The following is a 21814-nucleotide window of genomic DNA, read 5'->3' on the forward strand; positions in this document are numbered from 1 at the left end:
TACTATAATACACCCGCACAGGGGATGCTGTCAAACCTGTGCGGGTGTTTTTCAAAATTATTTTGATTATTTTGCCTATTCGGCCGGGACGGCGCGGCGCGTGGGCATGCTCAGCAGCGCCAGCATCACAAAGATGCAGCAAAAGCCCAGGGCGTCCCACAAGGTAAAGGGGGACCCCAGCACCAGCGTGCTGAGGATGGCGGCCGTGACCGGCTCGGCAAAGCTGTACAGGCTGGCGCGCTGCGGGCCGATCAGCACCACGCCGGACATATACAGGCTGAAAGCCAGCACGTTGCCCACCACGACCACCACGGCGATGCCCAGCAGCCCCATGGCGCTGGGGCGGTAGCCCATGTTCCAGGGGCGGAACAGCAGGCTGAACGCCACCCCGCCCAGCAGGAAGGCCCAGCCCTGCAGCATGGGGGTGGGGTACTGCGCCTGCAGGCGCTTGGGCCACATGGTGTAGATCACTACGGTACCGGCGCAGATCACGCCGGTGAACAGCGCAAGGGGACGGATGGCAAGGCTGGTCAGGCTGCCGTGGGTAGTCAGCAGAAAAACGCCCGCCAGCGCCAGCAGGATGCTGCACAGTTCAAACGGCCGGGGCGCGCGGTGCTGCCGCAGGCAGAGCACCAGCAGGATCAGCATGGGGGAAAGATTTTGCAGGATCGTGGCGATGCCTGCGGTGGATAGCTGGATCGTCAGGAAGTACAAAAACTGGCAGCAACTCACGCCCGCCAGCCCGTAGATCAGCAGGTCGATGGCGTTGCGGGGGTCGGCCTTGAAATTCCACGGGGCAAAGAGCTGGCGGCGGTCCTTGAAAAAGTAGTAGCCGCACAGCAGCAGCCCCGCCAGCAGCAGGCGGATGGGCACCAGCCAGGCGGAGTCCATCTGTTCGCGGGTGAACAGGTACTGCCCCATACAGCCGGAGATCCCCCAGCAGGCCGCGCCGCCCATCGTCAGGCAGGCGCCTTTTACACGGTCAGGCATCGTTTTTCTCATCCTCCAGGATCATTTGTACGGCTTGCCGCAGACCGGCGGCCACGGGGGCCCCGGCGCGGCGCAGCACTTCCGGCGGCTGGTGGCCGCCGCTTTGCAGCACGCAGCGCACGCCCAGCGCCCGCGCCACCTCACAGTCGTGGGTCGTGTCCCCGATCATGACGGCGCGGCGCGGATCAAAGCCCGCCCTCTGCAAATATTGCAGGCCCAGTTCCACCTTGCTTTTGGCATAGATGTCGCCCAGGCCCAGCAGTTCGTCAAAGTACCCGTCCACGCCCCGCTGTTCTGCCTGGGTGCGCAGCGTACCGACGGGACTGGCGGAAAGGATCACCTGCCGCAGCCCGGCGGCTGCAAAGGCGTCCAGCGCCTCCCGCGCGCCATCCAGCAGCGGGCAGGCGGCGCTGGCGGGGATGTAATCGTCCATGAAGCAGCGGGCCAGTTTGTCAAAACTGTGGCGGGAAAAATCAAACCCGGCGCGGGCGTAATAGTCCTGCACCGGGAAACCAAAAATCGCCCGGTACTGTTCGCGGGTGTACCGCTGCGGGTAGCCGAACCGCGCCAGCAGACGGTTGAGCGCGTCCACGCACAGTTCGACATCGTCCAGCAGGGTACCGTTCCAGTCCCACAAAATCAGTTTCGGGCGCATAGGATTACCTCGTTATCGCTTACTTTTGGGTGAAGATCCGCCGAAGCGCGGCGTTGGATTCGATCAGCCGGACCAGTGCCACACCCAGCACCGTGCAGCTGATGATCTCCCCGATGCCCACGCTGATGCCGTTGGTCAGGCACAGCAGCCAGACCGGGGCGCTCATGGCGGTAAAGTCGGTGAAGAATACCGTAATCTCGATGCCCACGATGACGGCGTTAAAAAGCACCGGCGGCAGCGAAGCCGGGATCGCCAACCCCTTGATGCGCACATTGCGCAGCCGGTAGGTGACCAGGCAGGCCAGCAGGGTCGCCAGCGTGCCGAAGATCACGTCCAGGATCGTGGAGCCGAACAGGTTGGCCAGGAAGCAGCCCAGCGTCACGCCCACGATGTACTCCGCCCCAAAGACGGGCAGCAGGCAGAGGGCTTCGGCCACGCGCACCTGCACGGCGCCGTAGCTGAAGGGCGCCAGCACCAGGCACAGCACCACATAGACGGCCGCGATCGCGGCGCAGCGCACCAGCCCCTGCACGGGGGCGCGCCCGCTGCCCTGCGGGAGCAGGCGCAGCGCCACAAAAGCGACGGCGACGGCCGCCAGGGCCGCAACGAACACAGTAACAGAAAACATACAATACTCCGGCGGGATAGATTTTGACCGCGCGCGGGACCGCCAGCCCCACGCCGGTTTGTCGCCGTGCCGGGCACGGCGGAGCCTAAAATCCTAAGTTGCTCAACAAGGGGCTATTATAACAAAGGAAGCGTATCTTTGCAAGGGGGCGGGGTTGACTTTCTGCTCCAAAGCGTTTATAATAGCAACGTCCCTTGCCGGTGTGTTGGAATTGGCAGACGAGACGGACTCAAAATCTACTGCGTGGAATATTGGATGCCATTGCAAAAACCTTGGCAAATCGGGACTTTCAAAACTTTGCAAGTGCATTTGGTTTTAATATCCCTCCTGCACATCCCTTCGAAATTGGGATTATACGGGATAGGGAATTAAAATAGAAATGCCGGTGTGGCGGAATAGGCAGACGCACGTGACTCAAAATCACGCGGAGAAATCCGTGCCGGTTCAAGTCCGGCCACCGGCACCAGTCCTTTGCCCTAAACTCTTGGAGTTTAGGGCTTTTTTATTGCCCAACAATTTGCACGCTGGCGTTTTCTGGGTAAAATTCAAGGATCGCATTTGCCGACGAGACTTTGCTGTTGTAATCAAGATGAGTGTAAATATTTGATGTCGTTCCGATGTCGCTATGTCCCAGCCACTCTTGAATTTCTTTCAAGCTGACACCGTTGGCATAAAGAAGGCTGGCACAGCTATGGCGGAGATCATGGAAGCGGATTTTTTTCAGTCCGTGGTTTTTCAGTACAATCTCGAAATGCTGCGTGATGAAGTTTGGCTTGATAAGTTCGCCTACTGCATTTACATAGATGTAATCCAAATATTTTTTGCAGTAGGCTGCACCGCATACTTTTTGATTGAGCAGCTGCTCTTGCTTTAAGCGCCGCAGCAGTTCTTCAAAGGGGCGAACCAAAGGCAAGGTCCGATAACTGGACTTTGTTTTCGCTCGATCTTTTTGTATGGTGATGTTTTTGCCATCCAGATTGACTTGTGTAACTACGTGCTTAATTCGGATTGTCTTTTTTTCAAAATCAATGGCATCCCACTTTAGCCCAACGGCCTCGCTTCGCCTCAGACCGTAAAAAGCAGCAAGGATAACACCTAGCTCAAGGGGGTCACCTTTTACGGCTTTGAATAGCGTTTCAAGTTCTTGGTCGTTGTAAATCGTTGCAACATATTTTTTCTTTCGGGGTCTTTCCACACGGTCGGCAGGGTTTGATTTGATAAGTCCGATTTGAAAGGCATATTGCAGACATTTGCGGATATTGGCATGGCGATGGATGACGGTATTGGCCGTGAGTCCTCTATTGAGTTCAAACTGGTAGTAATCCTGGATGTGTTTTGGGTGTCTCTCCAGTTCCTGCAGGGTAAGCATTTTATCTCTGAAATAGGGGACGATGCTTCTCTTAATGGCATTGGAATAGGACGAATAAGTTGTTAATTCAACACAGCTTTTCATCATTTCCAGCCATTCCAATAAAAAATCCGTAAAAAGGATCGGTACTTCATCGGCACAAGGATTGACCTGTAGCGCACAGTTTTCTTCAATCCATTGCAGCTCTACCGCATACTGGAACACTGCGACAATGATTTCATGATACAGGAGTAGGTCGTTTGTTGCCGCGCCGTTCTGTTGATTTTCAGAATGGAAAAAGGCTTCAAGTTCTTTCGTCGTTAGCTTTAACAAACATACCGGGTGCTTTTGAAAATAGGGAATAATGGTTTTCTTTATTTCATAGGCATATTCGGCATAGGTATTGCTATCCAATGTGGAAGCACGGTCTTTTAACCACTTCACCAAAAAGTCTGAAAAAAGCATATCGGCGTTTTCCATCTGATTCTCAGGGGCAAATTCTTTGCGTGTTTTTAGCAACAACGCTTCTGCTCGTTTCTTATTTCCCTTGATAAGCAGTCCGGTACTGATGGACTTTCCCCTTCGCTTACCATCCTTGCCCTTCCAGCTTAGAATCATTTGATAGTATCCGTTTTGTTCTCTCAGGTGTCCTGCTACCATTTTTACCTCCTTCTGTAGTAGCTGTATTCACCCGCTGTTGACACTCATATCTTAGCATCCGATGAAGGATAATCACAAGGATAAGGACTAACTTTGTCCAATCACATTCAAATAGTTGAAAATATACAATTTAGGGATTTTGTAAATTCGGCCCACCCTGAAATGCTTGATATGGTTCTTTTGCAGCAGATGGTAAGCAGACTTCTCACTGATCCCTAACATTTGGCTCATTTGACTGACATTCACCACGTCGGGATACTCTTTGAAAATCAGTGCATAAACATCTTTTTGTGATAATGACACACTCATATTGAAGACCTCCTCGGTTGGAGAATGTCATAACAGAAATAGCCGCACCAATGATGCCTTGCCTTGCGCATTCGCATAAGTCCATTGGTGCGGCTATATATTTTGTTTTCTATATTAACGTCATATTTGCCACGCGCCCCTGACGATGGGGACAGAACAGGCCGCCGCTGGCGCGGCCGTCATAACTCCGTAGCGTCGTTCGTAGCGTGCGCCACAGGGTTCCCCTCAAGTCTTGGAGGGGCTGTGAAGAAGTATCATTATCCACCCGCGCGATCATCGCGCACTGTATGCCACAACTGTGCCTGAGAATACGGTGGGCGCTCCGCTGGCAACCTTTTTCACCTCTTGGTTACTAGCATCATGGCGTCGTTTCTCGTTCGCTCCCGCGTGGGATATGTACCTGTTCTGCCGTGTATTCAGTTGCCAAAGATCAGCGAAAGAAAAACCTTTCTTAACAACCATGACAAAAACAGACGGTTTGTCCCCTCTATAAATGCAGACTTGTGAAATAATCACACAATAAGGCGGTGACTTCAACCGGCTGCTTTTTCGGCTATACGGCATTCATTTTATTTGCCCGCGTCCAACAGTTGCGCCAGTTTCTTCAACCCACACTGAATGCTGTCCCACACACGGCGCCGGTCGACGCCCTCAATTTGGGCAATCTCGGCCACAGACATATCCAGATAGAACCGGGCATAAATGCGCCGGGCCTGGATAGTGGGCAGCTGCGTCAGTGCGGTGTGCAGCCTTTTCCGCATTTCATCCTGCTCCAGAATTTCTCCTGGAGTGGGTGGCTGAGCGAGAACATCATTTTCGATGCCGTCCTCCCGGTCTAACGAGTAATGAGCCTTGTGCCGGAATTTTCGACGTTCGTGGGCGGCCTCCGCCCGCTGGCTTGCCCGGAACACCGACCACACTTCGTCGGATACTTCTACAAAGGTATTCTCTCCGTCAGAGAGGGGATGGGTATAATATTTTTCAAGGTCAATAGTTTTCATGGACTGTACCTCCGTCTGGTTTTGTCGTTGGAAAAGACAAAAATCAGAACGGCGGCCCGCGGATGCGAACATATAGGAAACGGGCAAAAAGGCGATATAATATAAAAAGAGCGCCCGCCGCATACTGGATACGGCGGACGCGAGGGGGTTATTGAAGATCACGTAGTTGCTTACTTTTTGTCCTGCGGCTGAGGCGGCAGGGGCTTCTCAGGCCGGTGGGGCTGGTAAGTACCCCAAAAAGTATCCGGCGGCCAGCCATAGAGTTCCCGGCGAACAATTCCCTGCGCCGCCTTGTGGACCAGCTTTTGTGCAAAGGGCTCTTTCGTTTTCATGGCAGTTTCCCTCCTAAATAATCAAATATTTACAAAGCGCATTACTGCGCGCCAAGCCCTGAATTTGCCAATACGAGCATGACAGCGACCGCCAACAGCGAGACCGCCATACAACTTGCCAGTGGCGCACAGATGTATAACAGCAGGCCCCCCATGAGGGCAGTACCGGCAAGGCGAAGCCGGACTCTTGGGCGAATGGCGGCGATTTCATTGGCTGTCAGATGGAGGGAAGCGTTATTGGCGGGCGCCAGTGCAAAAATGCATAGGGTCGCGGCAAATAAAACGGCGCCTATGAGAAACGGCGAATGAAGATTTTTTGCCAGAATTAGCGCCGCAATCATGGTACCAAGCGAGGTCAACAGGCAGCCGTGTGGTGTTTTCGCATGGTAGCCGCCGGTTCGTGTTCGCAGAAAGCGGAAGGTGTACAGGTAGAGGAAAGAGCCGATCCAGCCGACGAGCATGGCTCCGACAGGGAGGAGCAAAAGAAAGGTAAGGGAACCTATCATCCGGCGGGCAAGGCCGTATTGAAACCATTCGGCTTGGGCGGGTTCAATGTAATGCTTTTGCAGAAAAAAGCGTGTCACGCTTTTTGCCAAAGTCTCCATTGGGATCATCTCCTGATGCAGCTATTTTATCAATTCTGGAAGAAAATCGCCAAGAAAACGGCACGAATGCAAAAAATACAGCACGAACGCAAAAATCAATGTAAGATTTCCTGAATCAGCCGTGCGATAAGGGCAGCTTGCTCGGGAGTCGGCTTTGTTTGCTGTGTATCGTTGGAGGCGGATGCGTTCTGCTGGCGGAAAGACTGGACCAGCTCCAGCAACAATTGGATCTGTGTTTCATTCAGCCCTTTCAACGGCAGGGTCCGGCTGGTTTCGCCGCTCGTCAAAAAGTCCAATGAAACGCCCAACACTTCGGCAAGCGCCGCGGCTTCTGCCAGCCGTGGCACAGAATGATCGCCTTCATATTTGCCAAGGGCTGAATCCGATAAGTGCAGGTCAGGGTCAAGGGCTTTGGCTCGGTCGACCAGGGCCTGCTGCGTCAGGTTTTTCGCTTTCCGCAGTTGTAACAGGCGCGCGCCAAATTCATATACCATATGGCTTCCCCTCCTTATGCACTTCTATAGTGTACAATTTGGAAGGTAACGATTTGTGGTATATTCTTGTAATAATTCCATGTTTGTGGTATAAGTAAGAAAATATACTGCTCAATATTGACAAATCGCGGAGGATTCACTATTTTGAAAACACAGAAACATCTTACTGCCGGGAAGTATGCCACCATAGGGGGAAGTATGGTACACATTTTGATTTGTGATGATGACGCTGCTTTCGCACAGGGCATGGCGAAAAAAATACTGGCTTTGTCAGTCTATTCGCCCAAGTCTATGAATGTGCAGTGCCTGACGGATGTAAACGCCATGAGCGCCGGGGCACTGACAAAATTCGATATTCTTTTTCTGGATATTGATTTGGGAAATAAAAACGGCATTGAACTGGCCCGGATTATGCGGAAACACAACGCCGAGGCGGTCTTGATTTTGGTGACTAATTTCAGTGAGTACGCCCCGGAGGGTTACGAAGTGGATGCCTTCCGCTATCTGCCCAAATCAGAACTGGACCGAAAGCTGCCCGGTTATTTTTCGGATGCGCTTGCCGTATGCCGCACCCGGCAACGAAAAGTCGAGATCTTTTGCGAGGGCGAGAGTATGCCGGTTCCCGTACAGGCCATTGCCTATGTGGAAAGTCAGGGACACGAACAGTGCCTGCATATGATCGGCTGGTCGAAAGAAGAACTATATACGCGGCTGACAATGGCCCAACTGGAAGAGCTACTGTTTCCGCAGGGGTTCCTGCGCATCCATAAGCGGTTCTTGGTCAACATGGCGTATCTGCAATCTCTGCAAAGCACCGGCGCTGTTTTGACCACGGGAAAAAGTTTGAAGGCAAGCGCCCGCAATTACCGTGAGAATCAGCAGAAATTTGTCGATTGGAAGACGCAGCAGATATGGTAGAATTTTGGGGAAATGTACTCAGCCTGGTTGGTAATATAGTTTCTTTAGGCGTCCAGATTGTCCTGTGTGATTCTTTCTTTCCCCGTAAAAATCGAGGGAATCTCTACTGGCTTATTGTCGCTGTAGGATTTTTGGTTGGTTCTGTATTTTCAATATTTGTTGGTAGTGGCCATGGATATACACTCAAAATTTTGTTTGAGGTGGCGCTATATTATGTTTTATGTATCATCCTATACCAAGGCCGCTGGGATCGTTGCTTGTTTGTTATAGTAACGACCTATGCAGTCTTGTATTCTGCCTCCTATTGGACAAATAGCATCTGTATGTTGCTTTTACACTTGACACACGAGGAATACATCTGGAATATACCGCTTTATTCAGCGGTGCTCATCTTTCGAGCACTTGCGTTTTTTGCCCTTGCACTGATCATTCGAAAATACCATCCTCCGTTATCCGTTGGCAAACAGGCCCGCGCCTGGGTACCGTTGTCCGTTGTTTTCCCTCTGAGTACGCTACTTATCATTTGGCAGATTTACACATTTCCAAATGAACAGGAAATATGGCAGATTTGCCTGCTGATCCTCGACGTGGTGGATGTGGTGGCCCTTCTTCTGCTCGATCACCTGGAGCAGAGCGCCGTAAACCGGGAAAAACTGGTGGCCGCTGCGGAACGTGCCCACGTGCAGGACGAAAATATACAGGCTTTGAGTCAGGCATACGCAGGGCAACGGAAAATGACCCATGATTACCGTGCGCAGCTTTCCACGCTGTCGGGACTTTTGGAACAGGGAAACTTGGAAGATGCAAAGGCGTTTTTATCGGAAATGAAAGACCGGCAAAGCGAACGCATCCTGTTGATCAACACGCACAACGCCGCCATTGATGCCGTTCTGAACCAGAAAGGCTATGCGGGACAGAAAAAGAAAATCGACATGCGGTTTCGCGTAAATGATCTCTCGATGCTGAAACTACCGCGGGTCGATGTGACCATTGTGCTTGCCAATTTGCTTGACAACGCTATGGAAGCCTGTAGCCAGATGCCGGAAACCGAGCGTTGGGTCAGCGTCCAACTCCTGTATGGGCAAGGACTATTATCCATTTCCATCATCAATCCGAGCCGCCCGGTCCAGATCGTAGGCGGGCAGATTGCCACGACCAAGCCGGAACCGCTGCTGCACGGCTACGGTTTGCGCAACATAGAGGACATTCTGGACAAATATCACGCTGAATACACCTTCTCATTCAAGGATGGCCGGTTTATTTTTACTGCTGACTGGCCGGATATAGATAATTAAAACCGTCACTCTCCCAGCTGTGGATTCATCATCCGCAGCTGGGAGTTTTTGCATTCGTGCTATATTTTTTGCTTTTGTGACGTTTTTGTGGAAATTTTGTGTACAATATGCTATAGTACGCATACAGGGAAGGGTCAGCGAACCTGGGAACTGACCACGGCTTGTAATTGTCATCATCGGCGCGCAGGTGATGGCATCCGCTCCGAAACCAACCCACATCACAAAATCTCATGAAAAGGAGGATTTACGTGATGAAAGCTCTGAACAAAAAGATTTTGACCACCTGTTTGGCCCTGATGATGGCTGTCGCTATGGCTGTGCCGGCATTCGCTGCCCCCGGGGGAATAATGACTGACGATGATATCATACCGCGAGACACTGCCCACGGTCATTATTTCCATAATGGCCTTTATTATCTAAATCAATGGGGAAGCAATCCTGTGTCCGGAACAAGAGTAACAACTTGGAAACAGACCGGAGACATTACCCAAGCATGGGATGTGGCGTACACAACTTCTGGCCATTGGGTCGTTACAACTAACCAGCGTCGTGATTTGGCATTAAACATCTACCGCTCAGGTTCTCAGCCTGAAGTAAATGTAATCGCCTTCATTGGGAACACGTATAATGACTGTGCATTAAGGGTCGAAACACTGATTCTCGCCAATCAATCGGGTACCTACCAAGGGTATGGCGTCACGATAACAAATGAGCACACGAACCCTTCTGATACCTTTGGTCGAATTTGCCGTTGGACTGGCAATCCTACCAGTTGGGAACACAACTCGTAATATATTTCGCCAGCCGCAGCCAGATAGTTTGATGACTGCGGCTGGCTGCTTTTTTATGGAATATTCCTTTGAGTTGGATGAAAGATTGTTAGGTGGGTCGGATTTTCTCTAAGGAGTGATTATAACTATGCTGAATAGATTTTGCAGGACATTAGCGGCATGTCTCTGTGTTGCCATTTTCCTTTCTTCATGTGGACAAAACGCTAAGAATCAAAGCGAAACCCAGAATTCTGATTACGAGGCTTCTTCATATGACGCCCCCAGTATTTCGGATGATGATAAGCCGGACTCGTATATGGAAGTTATATCTTCCCAAAATGGAATAATTGCATCGGGTATGATAGGGAACGATCAAGGGTGCTATGAAGTATTTTACCGACCAACTGGAGATGGAAATATTATCTACACGGATTATGCCACTAAGAACCGAATTTACTTATCCAATCAAATAACTGGCACTCATACTGACAGTACGGATACCAGCTGGTTACCAAGTACTGTAGGCGGATGCTACTTTGCACTAACCAATGAAAATCTAATCTTGTTCAAATTGAATACACCCGCATTTCCGAACGATAGTTCTGAAGACGCGAAGGGGTATATAGCTCGTTATGATCTTAATGGTTCTAACCGCCAAGTTTTGACACAATTAGCATCGAACGAGACAATTGCTGACGGATGCATCGTTTCTGATTCAAAAAATATATACTATCTCGAATATTTTATAAACGAAGACGGCAGCACTACTCCGATGATATTGACAAGTCTGAATATTAGTACTGGCGAGCGAGAGGAAGTTTGTCAACTATCACAAGACTCGCGACATTTTATCGTAGGAACGTACAAAGACAAAATCATACTAAAAAGCATTTTAAACCCTGTGAATTTTACTGATATTTCATCTGCCGCTGATGTAGTTAACGCTTACAAGCAACAGATTCACGAAGTTAGTTTGCTTTCTCAAGACGGTCAACAACAAACTATTTGTAAATGGAAACAAGATGAACGTAGCGAAACTTTCGATAACGGTACTATGTACTATTGGGACAATCAAAGGCAGGGCATTTATCAATGGGACTTCGAAAACAATTCTGAAAAGTGTATATACTCTGGTGCTGTTAAAGGATCGAATGGAGTAACCTATACAGATTTGACATTACTTTCTGATACATATGATAACCACATCCTAGTAACAGCTCCAAATCCCAATAATACCAATGATAGCATTCGTATGGCATATGATTTGCAAACAAATAAATTTAATGAACTAACGCTATCAGCTAACGAAAGAGACGTAGAAATCTTGGCCGAGGGAGCCCAAGTTTTTCTTGTGCAAATAGGTCTAAAAGAATATCCGGTAACGGACTACGCACCTAACGGTCAAGAAATCATAACAGATATGATTCTCCCAGATATTCGCTTAATGGAAAAATCTGATTATTGGAACAATCTTCCCAACTATATTCCTATTGAAGAAAATGTATATAAGTAAACTTATTCGAATCGGGCTCTCTCTATGAACAACGATATAAATTATGCTTCTCTAATTTATCAGTTATAATTAGAAAAGAGGGTGTTATCCACAGATGTCCCCAAACCTCCGCCCCCGCATTATTTTGGATAGCCTACAAAAAACCTATTCAACTTCTATATCAAAACCCTCTGATAAGCCTAAAAAGGCCCTATCTAGCATCTCCCTCACCCTTGGTCCAGGCCTGTATGGCCTTTTAGGCCCCAACGGCGCAGGCAAAAGCACCCTCATCAACATCATCACCGGCACACTGGCTGCGGATTCGGGCGAGGTGCTCTGGTGCGGCACCCCAGCGAGAGGCATCGCCTTCCGCCGCATTCTCGGCTATATGCCCCAGCAACAAGGGCTGTATGACAGCTACACCGGCCGCCGCTTTTTGGCGTATATGGCCGCGCTCAAAGAGTTACCGCGCAAGGCCGTCCCGGCCGAGGTCGACCGGGTGGCCGCGGCGGTCAACCTTTCGGCCGAGCTGGACAAGCGCCTGTCCGCCTACTCTGGCGGTATGAAGCAACGGTTGCTGCTGGCATCTGCCCTGCTGGGCGATCCCAAGCTGCTGATTCTGGACGAGCCTACTGCCGGTCTTGATCCCAAAGAGCGTGTCCGCCTGCGTGAACTGCTGGCCGAGATGGCTGCCGACCGCATCATCCTGGTCGCCACCCACGTGGTATCGGACGTGGAGACCGTTGCCACCGAGGTGATCCTGCTGCGCGCCGGAAAGATCGTGGACGCTGCCCCGGTGCCGGAACTCATCGAAAAATACGCCCCCGGCCAGGGTTTGGAAGAAGTGTACCTCGCAGTATTTGGGGAGGGGGACGGGAAATGAGCCTACTCACCGCTGAACTGCGCAAGGTATGGGGCAACCGTGTGTTCCCTATGCTGCTGGCCGTGTTAGTGGCCGCCAACCTGCTATTACTCTGGATGGGCACTCGTCCCACCGCCAACCAGCCCCCCGCCGCGTCCTACCGCGCCGTGGGGGCTGATTTGGCTGCCTTGGGGTCAGACATGACCGCCAAGGGCGACTTTTTGCACAGCAAACTGAACGAGACTGAATCTTTGTTGCGATTGGAAAACTATTTCCGGGATTTAGCGTATGGCAATAGCGTCATTTTGCAAAATTACCGGGAGGAAAACGCTGATTTGTTCGACCAGTATGAGCAGATGTACCGCGACAAGAGCTACACCCTCTACACTGACAGCTTGACCATGGAATACCGCCTGTTTACCCAACTGGTCAACGAGTATGACACGGTGGCCGGGTACACCGATTTTCTGGACAGCGTACAGACCAAAGCAAATCAACTGGCGGGCATCTCCATTTTCCAAAACGACGAAACCGGGTACGACCTAAAAAACATTGAAGTTACGGCGGCCGTGTATGCCGGTTTGGGCGAAACGGCCATTGATTATTACCCGCAAAAGGGGCTGTATACTGCGATTTCCTACGCTTTCACCGATTTGATTTTGCTGGCGTCGATGCTGGTGTTGGCGCTTCTGCTTGTGCGGCAGGAGCGAGACAGTGGGCTTTTATCGTTGGTGCGATCCCTGCCCGGTGGGCGGCTGCAAACGGCGCTGGCCAAACTGGGGGCGTTTGCGTTGTCGCTGCTGGCCGTGCTGGCGCTGCTGTACGGCGTCAACCTTGCCTACTGCGCCGCGACGTTTGGCCTTGGCCCGCTGACCCGCACAATCCAGAGCGTGCCCGCCCTCATGCGCTGCACGATGCAAATCACAGTTGGGGAATATCTGCTCCGCTTTTTGCTTGCCAAGTGGGTCGGGGCATTTGTAATGGGGTTGTGGGTCATGCTGGCGGCGCTGGCCGCCCGTCGTGCAGCTGCCGGATGGGCCGCCGCCCTGGTCGGGCCGCTGGTGATGTTCGGCATCCGAGCTGCGATCCCGGCCACCAGCCGATTGAATGTGATTAAATACGCCAATTTAGCCAGCCTTCTGCAAACCAACGAACTTTTGGGCAATTACCGAAATCTCTACTGGTTCGGTTCGCCGGTCGGCCTGCCGCTCGTCGAGTGGACGGCGGCGGTGCTTTACGGTGGGGTTCTGGTCTTTGCTTTTTGTTGGGTGTTTGCCCGTGCCCAACTGCTGCCTGCCGCCAAGCGAGGCTTCCTGCTGGGACTGCGGCACAAAACGCACGCGACCTCTATTTATAAGGAAGAAGCTCGCAAGCTGTTCCTGCTCAACGGCGCAGTGGTCGTCCTTGTGGCTTTCATCGGGTTCGGCATCTACCAGGGCGTGACGGCTGAAAGCTACATCGGCGCGGATGAAATCTACTACGCCTATTACATGAACCGTATTTCGGGGCCGTTCCCCCAGGAAAGCTATGATTGGCTGGTGGAGCAGGGCGAAGAATTTGCCCCGATGCTCGAAGCACAGCGCCAGGTAGCAGCGGGAACTTTGAGCAGTGATGCGCTGCTGGCGTTCAGTGCGTTGCAGCAAAAGTACAATGTATATACGCAAATCATCAACCAGAATATCAACTACTATCTGAAGGAACACCCCGGTGCGTGGCTGGTGTATGAAAGCGGCTACCGGGAGTTATTCGGCTTCACCGGCGATGCCGATGTACAGGATACGCTGCTGGCCGGACTGGCCTGTGCGCTCTGCTTTTCGGGACTGTTTGCCATGGAACGCCGCGGCGGTATGGAAACGGTTCTCTGCGTGACGCCGCGCGGCCGCAAGCGCACCGTGCGGGCCAAACTCTTGATGAGCGGCGGGGCGGCTTTCGTCATTGCGGCAGGCAGTTGCCTTCCACATCTGATCCAGGTGGTCCGGGACTATGGGCTGCCGGTACTTTTGGCACCGGCTATGAGCATTTCTGAATTTGAGAGCCTGCCTACGTTTGTGACGCTGTCGGATGTGCTACTGTTCTGGTTTGTGTGTAGAATCGCCGCCTGCCTGTGCATGGCGGCCATCACCTTGACACTGGGGCACCTCTTTGCCAACTTGCTCCCGGCGCTGTTTGTCAGTGCAGTCGGATACTGTCTGCCATCGTTGTTGAGCTTGTCAGGCATGGAGGGCGGCATCGAATGGCTGGGGTTCTGGCCACTGTTCCATGCAGCAAACTTCTTAACAACGCAGGGGTACTCGGCCGAAGAAAATCTGCCGTATAACAACGCCTGGATGATTTTTTTGATCCTTGCCGCTGCGTTGATGGGCGTTGTTGCACTGGCAGAATACTTGCAGGATGCCTATGAATTGAAGGGAGTGGATTTTGATGCAGGAGTGCGGTGATTCGGATGTACTCACCTACGGTGCGATTCGGATCATTCCGGCAACACACACAGTCCTTCTGCGTACAAGACCTGTCCATCTGGCAAAAATGGAGTATCGCTTGTTGTGCTATTTATTCCAACACCAAGGTGAAACTCTTTCCCGTGAGAATATCCTGTCAGCGGTTTGGGGCGTACCGACCAATCTTAAAACTCGGACAGTGGACGTCCATATTTCTATACTGCGTAGAAAACATTCGATGGGAAAGAATTTAGAAACAGTTTTGGGGGTTGGATATAGGTTAAAACTTTTGGAAAAAAGGAGTTGATTTTAACGGTAGCTGGTTTCCTGTGGAATCCCCCGTGCTGCCAACATACCCGATCACATGCCCGCTAATCACGGACTGTCACGGTGATACGACGGTGTCGGTCGTGTGGGCGTAACGGGTGGAAAGACCGGCTCCATCGTCGATCAGGACCTGATTGCCAAAAGCATCTGCGTTTATGATACGGCTTGCCTGCGCTTTTAAGAATATTCGTAATGGAAACGGTATCGAGTGGTTGGTTGTGCCGAATTCGGGACAAGATTGGCAAGCAATGCCTGTGGCTATCCAAATAGCCTCACGCGCTTGTTGAGGGAAGTCCCCCAAGCCCCCTTTGAACACAGAATTTCATTCTGTGGCTGCGCGTTCTTACGAACGCTTTTGACCGCGACCAGCTCACCGCTGGCCGTGGTCTTTTTCTTTTTCCTGCGGTTCGGTTGGCCCCATTGCCAGGACCCGATCCACATTATTCTTGACGGTCAGCAGCTCCCGCATGGCGGAGCGGGCCTGCCGGTATTCGCCATAAGCCTTTTTCTTGTCTGCCAACAGCTTGGCGTACTCGGTCTGAAGCTCTTTGACTGTGGGCAGCTTTTTCACGTTCAGCTCGTTGAAGGCTTCCTTGGCCGCCTGGTGCAGCCGAATCTCGTCCCCATGTTCCATGTAAAATTTCCGGGAATATCCAGCCTTGCGGTAGGTCACATAGGTGTCACGGGTCTTGGCGTAGTTGACGATATGGGTGCGCAGTACGGCAATCTCGGCCATGCGCTTCTCGGCGGCTTTGATTTGGTCAGACAGCCTATTATATTGGAATGTTGCTTTTGCCGTTTTTGTTTCTAAGTCGGCATAGTTCAGTAGCCCATGTTCGGATAGGTAGTTGAGGGTCTGCGCCATCTGTTTGAGATTAAACACCTTGGCCCAGCGGGCATACCCGGCACCTTTCCCAGCCTGCAATTTTTCCTGGATGTCCACCAGCAGATTGACCTTGGGTGGGGCAACCTGCGCGGCGTTTTTCTTGCGGGGTGTATGCTTCTGGCCGGAGAGAACGGCCAACAGATCGTCCAGCGTGTAGCCGTCCCCCAGCCGGTCGAAGCGGACGTTATTGCCCCAACCCTTTGCGCCGATGGAGATGGTTTTGCTACGCCGGTGAACGGTGAAGCCATCCTGTTCCAGCAGGCGCAGCAGTTCCTCCAGGCTGGCCGGTTTCTGTGCCAGTACCTGGTCGATGGTTTGGCGCAGCTGTTCCTTGTGAGAGGGCTTGGCTGTATCACCCAGCCACTTATGGTAGCTTTGACCGTAGCCCTTGGGGGAGACTACAATAGAGTATCCATTCTCAATGCAGATGGTATCGCTCAGGCGGTGGACGGCGCGGGTGCTACCCCAAAAGTTGCGGAATTTGCGGTCACATTCCAGTGTGGTGGAGTTCCATATAATATGGTTGTGGGTGTGAGACTTGTCGATGTGGGTACAGACAATAAAAGCGTGCCTGCCCTTGGTGAAGCGCCGGGCCAACTCCACGCCCAGCCGGTTGGCTTCTTCCGGCGTGATCTCACCCGGTACAAAGGACTGCCGCAGGTGGTAAGCGATCACATCGTCTTTACCGCGCACTCGCCCGGTGGCGGCGATGTACTGCCGTTTCGCCAGCAGGAACTCGGCGTCGGCGGTCCGGCTGTCGCACCCATAGCCGGTAATCAGTTTTCCGTGGTCGGTCTTGTCTGGATTTTTTACATAGTCGATGATGTCGCTGATGGCCTTGCCGACCGTGCGACCCTTACCAGCGTGCAGCGGCATAATGCGGGTGGTGGCCATGACTTTTTCCCTCCTTTTCACAGACCGTATTTGGTGAATTGATTGGTTGAACGGGGCGGAATTCAAAATGGCAATCTGCCGGACACCGTCTGGCATTTTTAGGGTACAGAAAATTTCTCGAAAATCATATGTCCATCAAAATGGATTTGATAATGCGTGAAAAATCCCGTATAATAAGACAGTACAAATCTGATATTGAAAGGGGGCTGTTGCTCCTATGACAGAAGCTGAACTTCTCAAGCTGATCGAGGGCGGCGAAAACATCCAGGTGGAGTTTAAGAAGTCCACCAGCGAGATCACAAAAGATGTTTATGATACCGTTTGTTCATTTTCCAACCGGGACGGTGGAATCATCCTGCTGGGTGTCAAAGACAGCGGAGAGATTTTGGGTGTCCAGCCGGATGCGGTGGACCGAATGAAGAAGGACTTTGTGACTTCCATCAACAATGGGCAGAAAATCAATCCGCCCCTTTATTTGCAGCCGGAAACCTGTACGGTGGATGGCCGTACACTGCTGGTTATTCGGGTCCCGTCCGGGAGCCAGGTATGCCGACATCACGGACGCATTTTTGACCGCAGCCACGAAGCGGATATTGATATAACCGATAACTCCGACCTTGTGTATCAGCTGTACGCCCGAAAAAGCGGCAGCTACTTTGTAAACAAGGTGACTCGCTTCCAGATAGACGATTTGCGCCCCGACCTGATCGAGCGCGCCAGGGCTATGACGGACAGCCGCACAGCCAATCATCCGTGGAAGTCCCTGTCGGATGAAGAAATTCTTCGCAGTGCCGGGCTGATTTTGAAAGACCCCGAACGACAGTTGGAGGGGATTACCCTGGCAGCAATCCTTCTATTTGGTAAGGACTCCACGATCCTGTCTGTGCTTCCGCAGCACAAAACGGACGCTATCTTCCGGGTGGAAAACCTGGACCGCTACGATGACCGGGACGTTATCATCACAAATCTGCTGGAGACTTACGACCGGCTGATCGCTTTTGGTCAAAAGCACCTCAGTGACCCATTTGTGCAGGAGGGTGTCCAGAGCGTCAGTGCCAGAGACCGTATCCTGCGCGAAATCTGCTCCAATAGCTTGGCTCATCGGGATTATTCCAGTGGCTATGTGGCAAAATTTGTGATTGAACGCGACCGGCTCTATACGGAGAATGCTAACCGCTCCCATGGACACGGTGCCCTGCATTTGTCCTCTTTTGAGCCGTATGCCAAGAACCCGCCCATCTCCAAAGTGTTCCGGGAAATCGGCTTGGCGGACGAGCTGGGGTCTGGAATGCGGAATACTTATAAATACACAAAGCTCTATTCCGGTGGAACCCCGGAGTTTATTGAGGGGGACGTGTTCCGCACCGTAGTTCCGTTAGCCACGATTGCAGTAGGAAAGGTCGGACCGAAGGACAGAACCCAAGTCACCACCCAAGTCACCACCCAAGTTACCACCCAAGTTGAGATTTTGAGCTTTTGCCAAGTACCTCGCTCCAAAGCGGAAATCATGGAACACTGCGGATACAAAACCGCAAAGAATTTTACACATCTTTACCTTCGTCCTTTGATTGAAAGTGGACAGCTTCAAATGACGATCCCGGAAAAGCCAAGGAGCCGCAACCAGAAGTATGTGGCCGTGCAAGAAGCCACGCCAGAAAATTAAGCAAAATCAGGGTGCCGGAGGGACTGTATGCTCCGACACCCTGATTTTGTTTGTGCTTTTGATGGAAACGACCGCTCCCTTTGTACGGACCCTACCTATGATGATTCAGCCATACACTGCGTCCTGGATCGCATACCGAAGATCCTGCACCTTGCCCACCAGCCATGCGGCAGCCATCGGCAGGCCCAGTGGGCTGACCAGAAAGGCAATCACCAAAAGGATGATGCCGTTTTGCGGTGAGTAGGTCACAAGCACCGCAACCCCCAGTAATGCCACTACTGTGGAGACCAAACCGAATAGGAAGCTGGATACATACAGCAACCCAAAACACACCCAAGTGAACAGAGCCAGTGCCAGCACTACCGGCGCAACAAGAATTTTCAATTCCAGTTTCAAAATGAAGAATACAACTTTCATTTCAATACCTCCTTTCGCCAACTCCGGTAAGGCTGGCGTAACGCATCCACACAGCAGAGGGGAATTACCGCAGCATGACCGTCCTACATGAGAAAACTTCTTCATTGGGGCGCGCAGCAGATACTTACGAGAAAGCGTTAAGACGTTTTCAGATGTAAATATCAGTCACCGCCCCTTTAAGGTTCATTATCGCATACAATCCTTAGAAGTACAACAATACGGAAAAAAGAAAAAGAGGGAAGTCCGGCGTAGCAGTCTGCACGCGCCGAACTCCCTCTTTTGCCGGGACGTGTGCCCCTGTTACGACAGCTTTGCCAGCTGGGTCAATACCTGATGCACTTCATCCCACAAAGCCTCTTGCCGCTGGGTTATATCTTCCAAATCGGAGTCATAGATACGCCCCGTTTCATGCACACGGCGGGTCAACTGGTTCAGATTGTTACTGATCCGGCGCATCAATGAAACAAGTTCCTTTAACTCTGGCAGTTCCAAGTGTACCACATAGCCGTCCAGGGCCATCTTGCGTAGGTAGGCTTCCCGGTTTTTTGTTCCAAGCCGGGCCATTTTCTGTTCAATCAGTTCCAGTTCCTGCGGCGAAACCCGGAAGTTTAGCTGTACCTCCCGTTTGCGTTTGGGGGCGCTCATCGCTGTGCTTCCTTTTTCCTGCGGACGGGGGGCTTTTTCTCGCTTTTTTCACCAGGGGATGACTCCTGCTTCAGCTGGCGGCGGACAGAGGAACGGTACTGGCGCAGCTCTTTGCTGCGGTCCTCGCTGGCAAGAATGGTGGCATAGATACCGGGTAAGTCCTTCATACCGGTGAGAGCCAGACTGCGGAATGGCAGCAGCGTCATCAGCTGGTCGTGGGCCTGGCTGCTTGCGCGGGCCAGAAAATCCGGTGAAACGCGGGCCATGTAATGGGTGCCGTGGGGGCTGTTGGGAGTATCCGGCATGCGAAGCTCTTGCAGGAGCCGGGCAGCTTCAGCGCGGATTTCCTCTGGCGTCAACGGCTGGAGACGCAGATAGTCCTGCCGAGCCTGGCTTAAAAACAGATCGACCAGGCCGGGGTGACTGTCCACCACAAAGTCCAGATTACGGTCGCTGCCAAAGCTGTCTGGATTGGGCGGAATGCTCACCGTTTTGGCCCACGTTTTGTTGGCTGGGCTGAACCGGCCATCCCAGTTCTTTTGCTGTACCGTGTTTGCCAGTACATAGAGTGTGCGGGTGTAGCCGAACTGCTCAATTACCTGGGGCACTGCGTCTTTACCCAGACGGCTGTTCTGGTAGTTGTTGGAGATAGCTGACTCGATGGCGTCTTTGCAGACAATATTAGCCCGGCGGGACGCCCGGTACAAGTCCAGTTCTCCCTGTTCACGGGCATAGGCGGCAGGATGCCGGTAGAGCGGCAGCTCCCGCTGGGCATCCAAAGCGGCCATGGCACAAGCCTCAATACTATCTTGGATCACATCCATGTAACCGGGCCTGCGCTTCTCGAATTCCCGGTAGGTATCAGCCAGCGGAAACGACGATGACAGTAATGCCGCCGCTTGGACAGTCGGTAGCTCCAGAGATTCCATCGCAAGAAGAATGTTTTCGCGGGCAATGTATTCCTGGGCATGGTTCAGAATTTCTTCCGGCGGCTGGCTTTTCAGCCAGTCGCGGTACTCGGACTGTTCAGTATTCATCTTTTGGTAAAGGGCCGCCAGTATTTTCTCCGGCGTCATAATGATCGCACCTCCTCGCGGGATTTGGATTTTTTGTCTGTCGCTCTTGGTGGTATAGGACGGCGAAGCCCCTCCAAGATGGAGGGGCGTGTACTTTTTGCAACAATGGTTTCCTGCTGATTGGGAGCTTTGCTGTCGATATTGAGTAGGGTGTCAAGTTCTGTCAGCCGGGCAGATTTCTCCCGCAACTCCTGTTCCTGGGGGAAAGGTTTGTCTATCTCCACCTTGGCAGCGGCCTGCTGTTGGTAAAGATTCTCCAGTTGGTTTTTGACCGCTTCCAAACGCTGGGGGATTTGCGCCAGTGCGTTGTCGATGCGGGTGAGATTTCCGCGCGGATCGGTGCCTAAAGACGCCCGGTGGGTCATCTGGCCTTTTAGCAGTAGGGTGTACTCCTGTTTCCACGCTTCAAATTCCACCGATATGGCAAAGCCCCGATAGCTCCCGATCTGCGCCGGGTCGGAGCTTTTGACTTCCTTGCAGGCATCCAGCAGAGCAGCCCCGGCGTTTTCCTTATCCGCCAACACATCGCCCCGCACATCCATTCCGGCAAAGCCATCCTCCGGGTGCGGATGTGCGGCAAGGGTCTCCAGGTCTGATTCAAATCCTTTAATGAAGCTCTTAAATCTCCCCGTGCGCCTTGGTGCTTCATGGCCTCCAACTTCATCTTATAAGCAAAAGCCCGCTCACTGGGGAGCAGGCTTTCTCGCTGTAAATTGCTGTCAACCATGATAATGGTGGCCTGGTCGTCGTCCAAGTCCCGCACAATGACCGGCATGGTGTCTTTTCCTGCCAATTCGCTGGCCCTGTGCCGCCGGTGCCCGGCTACCAGCTCATAGCCGCCGTTTGGATCGGGTCGGGCGATGGCCGGGACCAGTACACCGTACTGCTGGATGCTGTCGGCAGTTTCCATCATGGCCTCATCATCCTTGACTTTGAAGGGATGATCCTTGAACGGGTGTAGCTCCGACAAGGGAATTTCCAGAACCTTCTCCCGCTGGGCGTCGGCTCGGCTTTCCTCTGTGGAGAACAGATCATCTACCGAGGCCAGTTCTATTTTTTTCGCGCTGCTTTTCAAGTTTCAACACCTCCTTCGTCAGATTTCGATACCC

22 protein-coding genes, 1 tRNA gene, 1 pseudogene and 1 riboswitch are annotated in these 21814 nt (G+C 52.2%); of the genes and pseudogenes, 9 read left to right on the top strand and 15 right to left on the bottom strand.

The window, feature by feature from the left end:
• Nucleotides 1-75 precede the first annotated feature (75 nt).
• From Q0526_RS02055 to Q0526_RS02065, 3 genes are read right to left on the bottom strand one after another with little or no spacing between them, the layout of a single operon-like run.
• Nucleotides 76-990 (bottom strand): DMT family transporter, encoded by a 915-nt coding sequence (locus Q0526_RS02055; RefSeq protein WP_298730370.1) that lies wholly within the window; start codon nt 988-990, stop codon nt 76-78.
• A complete protein-coding gene (locus Q0526_RS02060) occupies nt 983-1645 on the bottom strand; it encodes an HAD family hydrolase (RefSeq protein WP_298730372.1) in 663 nt (220 codons plus the stop codon). The genes Q0526_RS02055 and Q0526_RS02060 overlap by 8 nt, the downstream gene beginning before the upstream one ends.
• 19 nt (nt 1646-1664) lie before the next feature.
• Nucleotides 1665-2273, bottom strand: coding sequence for a QueT transporter family protein (locus Q0526_RS02065; protein WP_298730374.1), 609 nt, complete (start codon nt 2271-2273; stop codon nt 1665-1667).
• Between the two features lie 6 nt (nt 2274-2279).
• Nucleotides 2280-2377: riboswitch (PreQ1-III riboswitch) on the bottom strand.
• Between the two features lie 277 nt (nt 2378-2654).
• On the opposite strand from Q0526_RS02065, the gene Q0526_RS02070 reads away from it, so the two are divergent.
• Nucleotides 2655-2739 (top strand) — tRNA-Leu (locus Q0526_RS02070).
• 36 nt (nt 2740-2775) lie between these two features.
• Here Q0526_RS02070 and Q0526_RS02075 read toward each other — a convergent pair.
• The 6 genes from Q0526_RS02075 to Q0526_RS02100 form a co-directional block, all read right to left on the bottom strand.
• On the bottom strand, nt 2776-4281 hold the full coding sequence (locus Q0526_RS02075) for a tyrosine-type recombinase/integrase (protein WP_298730376.1): 1506 nt from the start codon (nt 4279-4281) through the stop codon (nt 2776-2778).
• Nucleotides 4282-4368: 87 nt separating this feature from the next.
• The gene (locus tag Q0526_RS02080; RefSeq protein ID WP_298730378.1) at nt 4369-4590 is read right to left on the bottom strand and encodes a helix-turn-helix domain-containing protein; all 222 of its coding nucleotides are present in this window, start codon (nt 4588-4590) and stop codon (nt 4369-4371) included.
• 569 nt (nt 4591-5159) lie between these two features.
• Nucleotides 5160-5591 carry a sigma factor-like helix-turn-helix DNA-binding protein gene (locus Q0526_RS02085; RefSeq protein ID WP_298730380.1) on the bottom strand — a complete coding sequence of 144 codons (432 nt, stop codon included), beginning with the start codon at nt 5589-5591 and terminating at the stop codon, nt 5160-5162.
• A 170-nt stretch (nt 5592-5761) separates the two neighbouring features.
• On the bottom strand, nt 5762-5923 hold the full coding sequence (locus Q0526_RS02090; protein ID WP_298730382.1) for a hypothetical protein: 162 nt from the start codon (nt 5921-5923) through the stop codon (nt 5762-5764).
• A gap of 41 nt (nt 5924-5964) precedes the next feature.
• Nucleotides 5965-6528, bottom strand: a complete 564-nt coding sequence (locus Q0526_RS02095) for an accessory gene regulator B family protein (protein WP_298730385.1) — start codon at nt 6526-6528, stop codon at nt 5965-5967.
• Nucleotides 6529-6623: 95 nt separating this feature from the next.
• Nucleotides 6624-7022 (bottom strand): helix-turn-helix domain-containing protein, encoded by a 399-nt coding sequence (locus Q0526_RS02100; protein WP_298730387.1) that lies wholly within the window; start codon nt 7020-7022, stop codon nt 6624-6626.
• Nucleotides 7023-7220: 198 nt separating this feature from the next.
• Between Q0526_RS02100 and Q0526_RS02105 the strand changes: the two genes are divergently transcribed.
• From Q0526_RS02105 to Q0526_RS18735, 7 genes are all read left to right on the top strand, one after another.
• Complete coding sequence (locus Q0526_RS02105) at nt 7221-7940, top strand: LytTR family DNA-binding domain-containing protein (RefSeq protein WP_298730388.1); 720 nt, start codon at nt 7221-7223, stop codon at nt 7938-7940.
• A complete protein-coding gene (locus Q0526_RS02110) occupies nt 7934-9235 on the top strand; it encodes a GHKL domain-containing protein (protein ID WP_298730390.1) in 1302 nt (433 codons plus the stop codon). The genes Q0526_RS02105 and Q0526_RS02110 overlap by 7 nt, the downstream gene beginning before the upstream one ends.
• A gap of 251 nt (nt 9236-9486) precedes the next feature.
• Nucleotides 9487-10026, top strand: coding sequence for a hypothetical protein (locus Q0526_RS02115; RefSeq protein WP_298730393.1), 540 nt, complete (start codon nt 9487-9489; stop codon nt 10024-10026).
• A gap of 127 nt (nt 10027-10153) precedes the next feature.
• Entirely contained in the window at nt 10154-11518 is a 1365-nt protein-coding gene (locus Q0526_RS02120) for a hypothetical protein (RefSeq protein WP_298730395.1), read from the top strand.
• Between the two features lie 94 nt (nt 11519-11612).
• Entirely contained in the window at nt 11613-12380 is a 768-nt protein-coding gene (locus Q0526_RS02125; protein ID WP_298730396.1) for an ATP-binding cassette domain-containing protein, read from the top strand.
• Complete coding sequence (locus Q0526_RS02130) at nt 12377-14797, top strand: hypothetical protein (protein ID WP_298730398.1); 2421 nt, start codon at nt 12377-12379, stop codon at nt 14795-14797. The genes Q0526_RS02125 and Q0526_RS02130 overlap by 4 nt, the downstream gene beginning before the upstream one ends.
• Complete coding sequence (locus Q0526_RS18735; protein ID WP_366522015.1) at nt 14781-15104, top strand: winged helix-turn-helix domain-containing protein; 324 nt, start codon at nt 14781-14783, stop codon at nt 15102-15104. The genes Q0526_RS02130 and Q0526_RS18735 overlap by 17 nt, the downstream gene beginning before the upstream one ends.
• A 390-nt stretch (nt 15105-15494) precedes the next feature.
• On the opposite strand, the gene Q0526_RS02135 is transcribed toward Q0526_RS18735, so the two are convergent.
• Nucleotides 15495-16904, bottom strand: a complete 1410-nt coding sequence (locus tag Q0526_RS02135; protein ID WP_298730400.1) for a relaxase/mobilization nuclease domain-containing protein — start codon at nt 16902-16904, stop codon at nt 15495-15497.
• 217 nt (nt 16905-17121) lie between these two features.
• Here Q0526_RS02135 and Q0526_RS02140 point away from each other — a divergent pair, with 217 nt between their 5' ends.
• Entirely contained in the window at nt 17122-18567 is a 1446-nt protein-coding gene (locus Q0526_RS02140; RefSeq protein WP_298730402.1) for an RNA-binding domain-containing protein, read from the top strand.
• 105 nt (nt 18568-18672) lie between these two features.
• Here the strand turns inward: Q0526_RS02140 and Q0526_RS02145 are convergent, their stop codons facing one another.
• The 5 genes and pseudogenes from Q0526_RS02145 to Q0526_RS02165 form a co-directional block, all read right to left on the bottom strand.
• A complete protein-coding gene (locus Q0526_RS02145) occupies nt 18673-18984 on the bottom strand; it encodes a CD1845 family protein (RefSeq protein WP_298730404.1) in 312 nt (103 codons plus the stop codon).
• A 300-nt stretch (nt 18985-19284) separates the two neighbouring features.
• The gene (mobC, locus tag Q0526_RS02150; RefSeq protein WP_298730406.1) at nt 19285-19629 is read right to left on the bottom strand and encodes a plasmid mobilization relaxosome protein MobC; all 345 of its coding nucleotides are present in this window, start codon (nt 19627-19629) and stop codon (nt 19285-19287) included.
• Nucleotides 19626-20705: a DUF3849 domain-containing protein gene (locus tag Q0526_RS02155; RefSeq protein WP_298730408.1), complete on the bottom strand. Its 1080-nt coding sequence runs from the start codon at nt 20703-20705 to the stop codon at nt 19626-19628. The genes mobC and Q0526_RS02155 overlap by 4 nt, the downstream gene beginning before the upstream one ends.
• Nucleotides 20702-21070 carry a hypothetical protein gene (locus Q0526_RS02160; protein WP_298730410.1) on the bottom strand — a complete coding sequence of 123 codons (369 nt, stop codon included), beginning with the start codon at nt 21068-21070 and terminating at the stop codon, nt 20702-20704. Before Q0526_RS02160 ends, Q0526_RS02155 begins: the two co-directional genes overlap by 4 nt.
• A gap of 254 nt (nt 21071-21324) precedes the next feature.
• Nucleotides 21325-21759, bottom strand: a pseudogene (locus Q0526_RS02165) (ParB/RepB/Spo0J family partition protein); the annotation flags it as partial.
• Nucleotides 21760-21814: the final 55 nt, after the last annotated feature.

Source organism: uncultured Subdoligranulum sp., from assembly GCF_937890665.1.

Excerpts from the sequence above, each read along its gene's own strand:
- Q0526_RS02055 (WP_298730370.1), bottom strand. The coding sequence starts at position 990 with ATGCCTGACCGTGTAAAAGGCGCCTGCCTGACGATGGGCGGCGCGGCC.
- Q0526_RS02060 (WP_298730372.1), bottom strand. The coding sequence starts at position 1,645 with ATGCGCCCGAAACTGATTTTGTGGGACTGGAACGGTACCCTGCTGGAC.
- Q0526_RS02065 (WP_298730374.1), bottom strand. The coding sequence starts at position 2,273 with ATGTTTTCTGTTACTGTGTTCGTTGCGGCCCTGGCGGCCGTCGCCGTC.
- Q0526_RS02075 (WP_298730376.1), bottom strand. The coding sequence starts at position 4,281 with ATGGTAGCAGGACACCTGAGAGAACAAAACGGATACTATCAAATGATT.
- Q0526_RS02080 (WP_298730378.1), bottom strand. The coding sequence starts at position 4,590 with ATGAGTGTGTCATTATCACAAAAAGATGTTTATGCACTGATTTTCAAA.
- Q0526_RS02085 (WP_298730380.1), bottom strand. The coding sequence starts at position 5,591 with ATGAAAACTATTGACCTTGAAAAATATTATACCCATCCCCTCTCTGAC.
- Q0526_RS02090 (WP_298730382.1), bottom strand. The coding sequence starts at position 5,923 with ATGAAAACGAAAGAGCCCTTTGCACAAAAGCTGGTCCACAAGGCGGCG.
- Q0526_RS02095 (WP_298730385.1), bottom strand. The coding sequence starts at position 6,528 with ATGGAGACTTTGGCAAAAAGCGTGACACGCTTTTTTCTGCAAAAGCAT.
- Q0526_RS02100 (WP_298730387.1), bottom strand. The coding sequence starts at position 7,022 with ATGGTATATGAATTTGGCGCGCGCCTGTTACAACTGCGGAAAGCGAAA.
- Q0526_RS02105 (WP_298730388.1), top strand. The coding sequence starts at position 7,221 with ATGGTACACATTTTGATTTGTGATGATGACGCTGCTTTCGCACAGGGC.
- Q0526_RS02110 (WP_298730390.1), top strand. The coding sequence starts at position 7,934 with ATGGTAGAATTTTGGGGAAATGTACTCAGCCTGGTTGGTAATATAGTT.
- Q0526_RS02115 (WP_298730393.1), top strand. The coding sequence starts at position 9,487 with ATGAAAGCTCTGAACAAAAAGATTTTGACCACCTGTTTGGCCCTGATG.
- Q0526_RS02120 (WP_298730395.1), top strand. The coding sequence starts at position 10,154 with ATGCTGAATAGATTTTGCAGGACATTAGCGGCATGTCTCTGTGTTGCC.
- Q0526_RS02125 (WP_298730396.1), top strand. The coding sequence starts at position 11,613 with ATGTCCCCAAACCTCCGCCCCCGCATTATTTTGGATAGCCTACAAAAA.
- Q0526_RS02130 (WP_298730398.1), top strand. The coding sequence starts at position 12,377 with ATGAGCCTACTCACCGCTGAACTGCGCAAGGTATGGGGCAACCGTGTG.
- Q0526_RS18735 (WP_366522015.1), top strand. The coding sequence starts at position 14,781 with ATGCAGGAGTGCGGTGATTCGGATGTACTCACCTACGGTGCGATTCGG.
- Q0526_RS02135 (WP_298730400.1), bottom strand. The coding sequence starts at position 16,904 with ATGGCCACCACCCGCATTATGCCGCTGCACGCTGGTAAGGGTCGCACG.
- Q0526_RS02140 (WP_298730402.1), top strand. The coding sequence starts at position 17,122 with ATGACAGAAGCTGAACTTCTCAAGCTGATCGAGGGCGGCGAAAACATC.
- Q0526_RS02145 (WP_298730404.1), bottom strand. The coding sequence starts at position 18,984 with ATGAAAGTTGTATTCTTCATTTTGAAACTGGAATTGAAAATTCTTGTT.
- mobC (WP_298730406.1), bottom strand. The coding sequence starts at position 19,629 with ATGAGCGCCCCCAAACGCAAACGGGAGGTACAGCTAAACTTCCGGGTT.
- Q0526_RS02155 (WP_298730408.1), bottom strand. The coding sequence starts at position 20,705 with ATGACGCCGGAGAAAATACTGGCGGCCCTTTACCAAAAGATGAATACT.
- Q0526_RS02160 (WP_298730410.1), bottom strand. The coding sequence starts at position 21,070 with ATGACCCACCGGGCGTCTTTAGGCACCGATCCGCGCGGAAATCTCACC.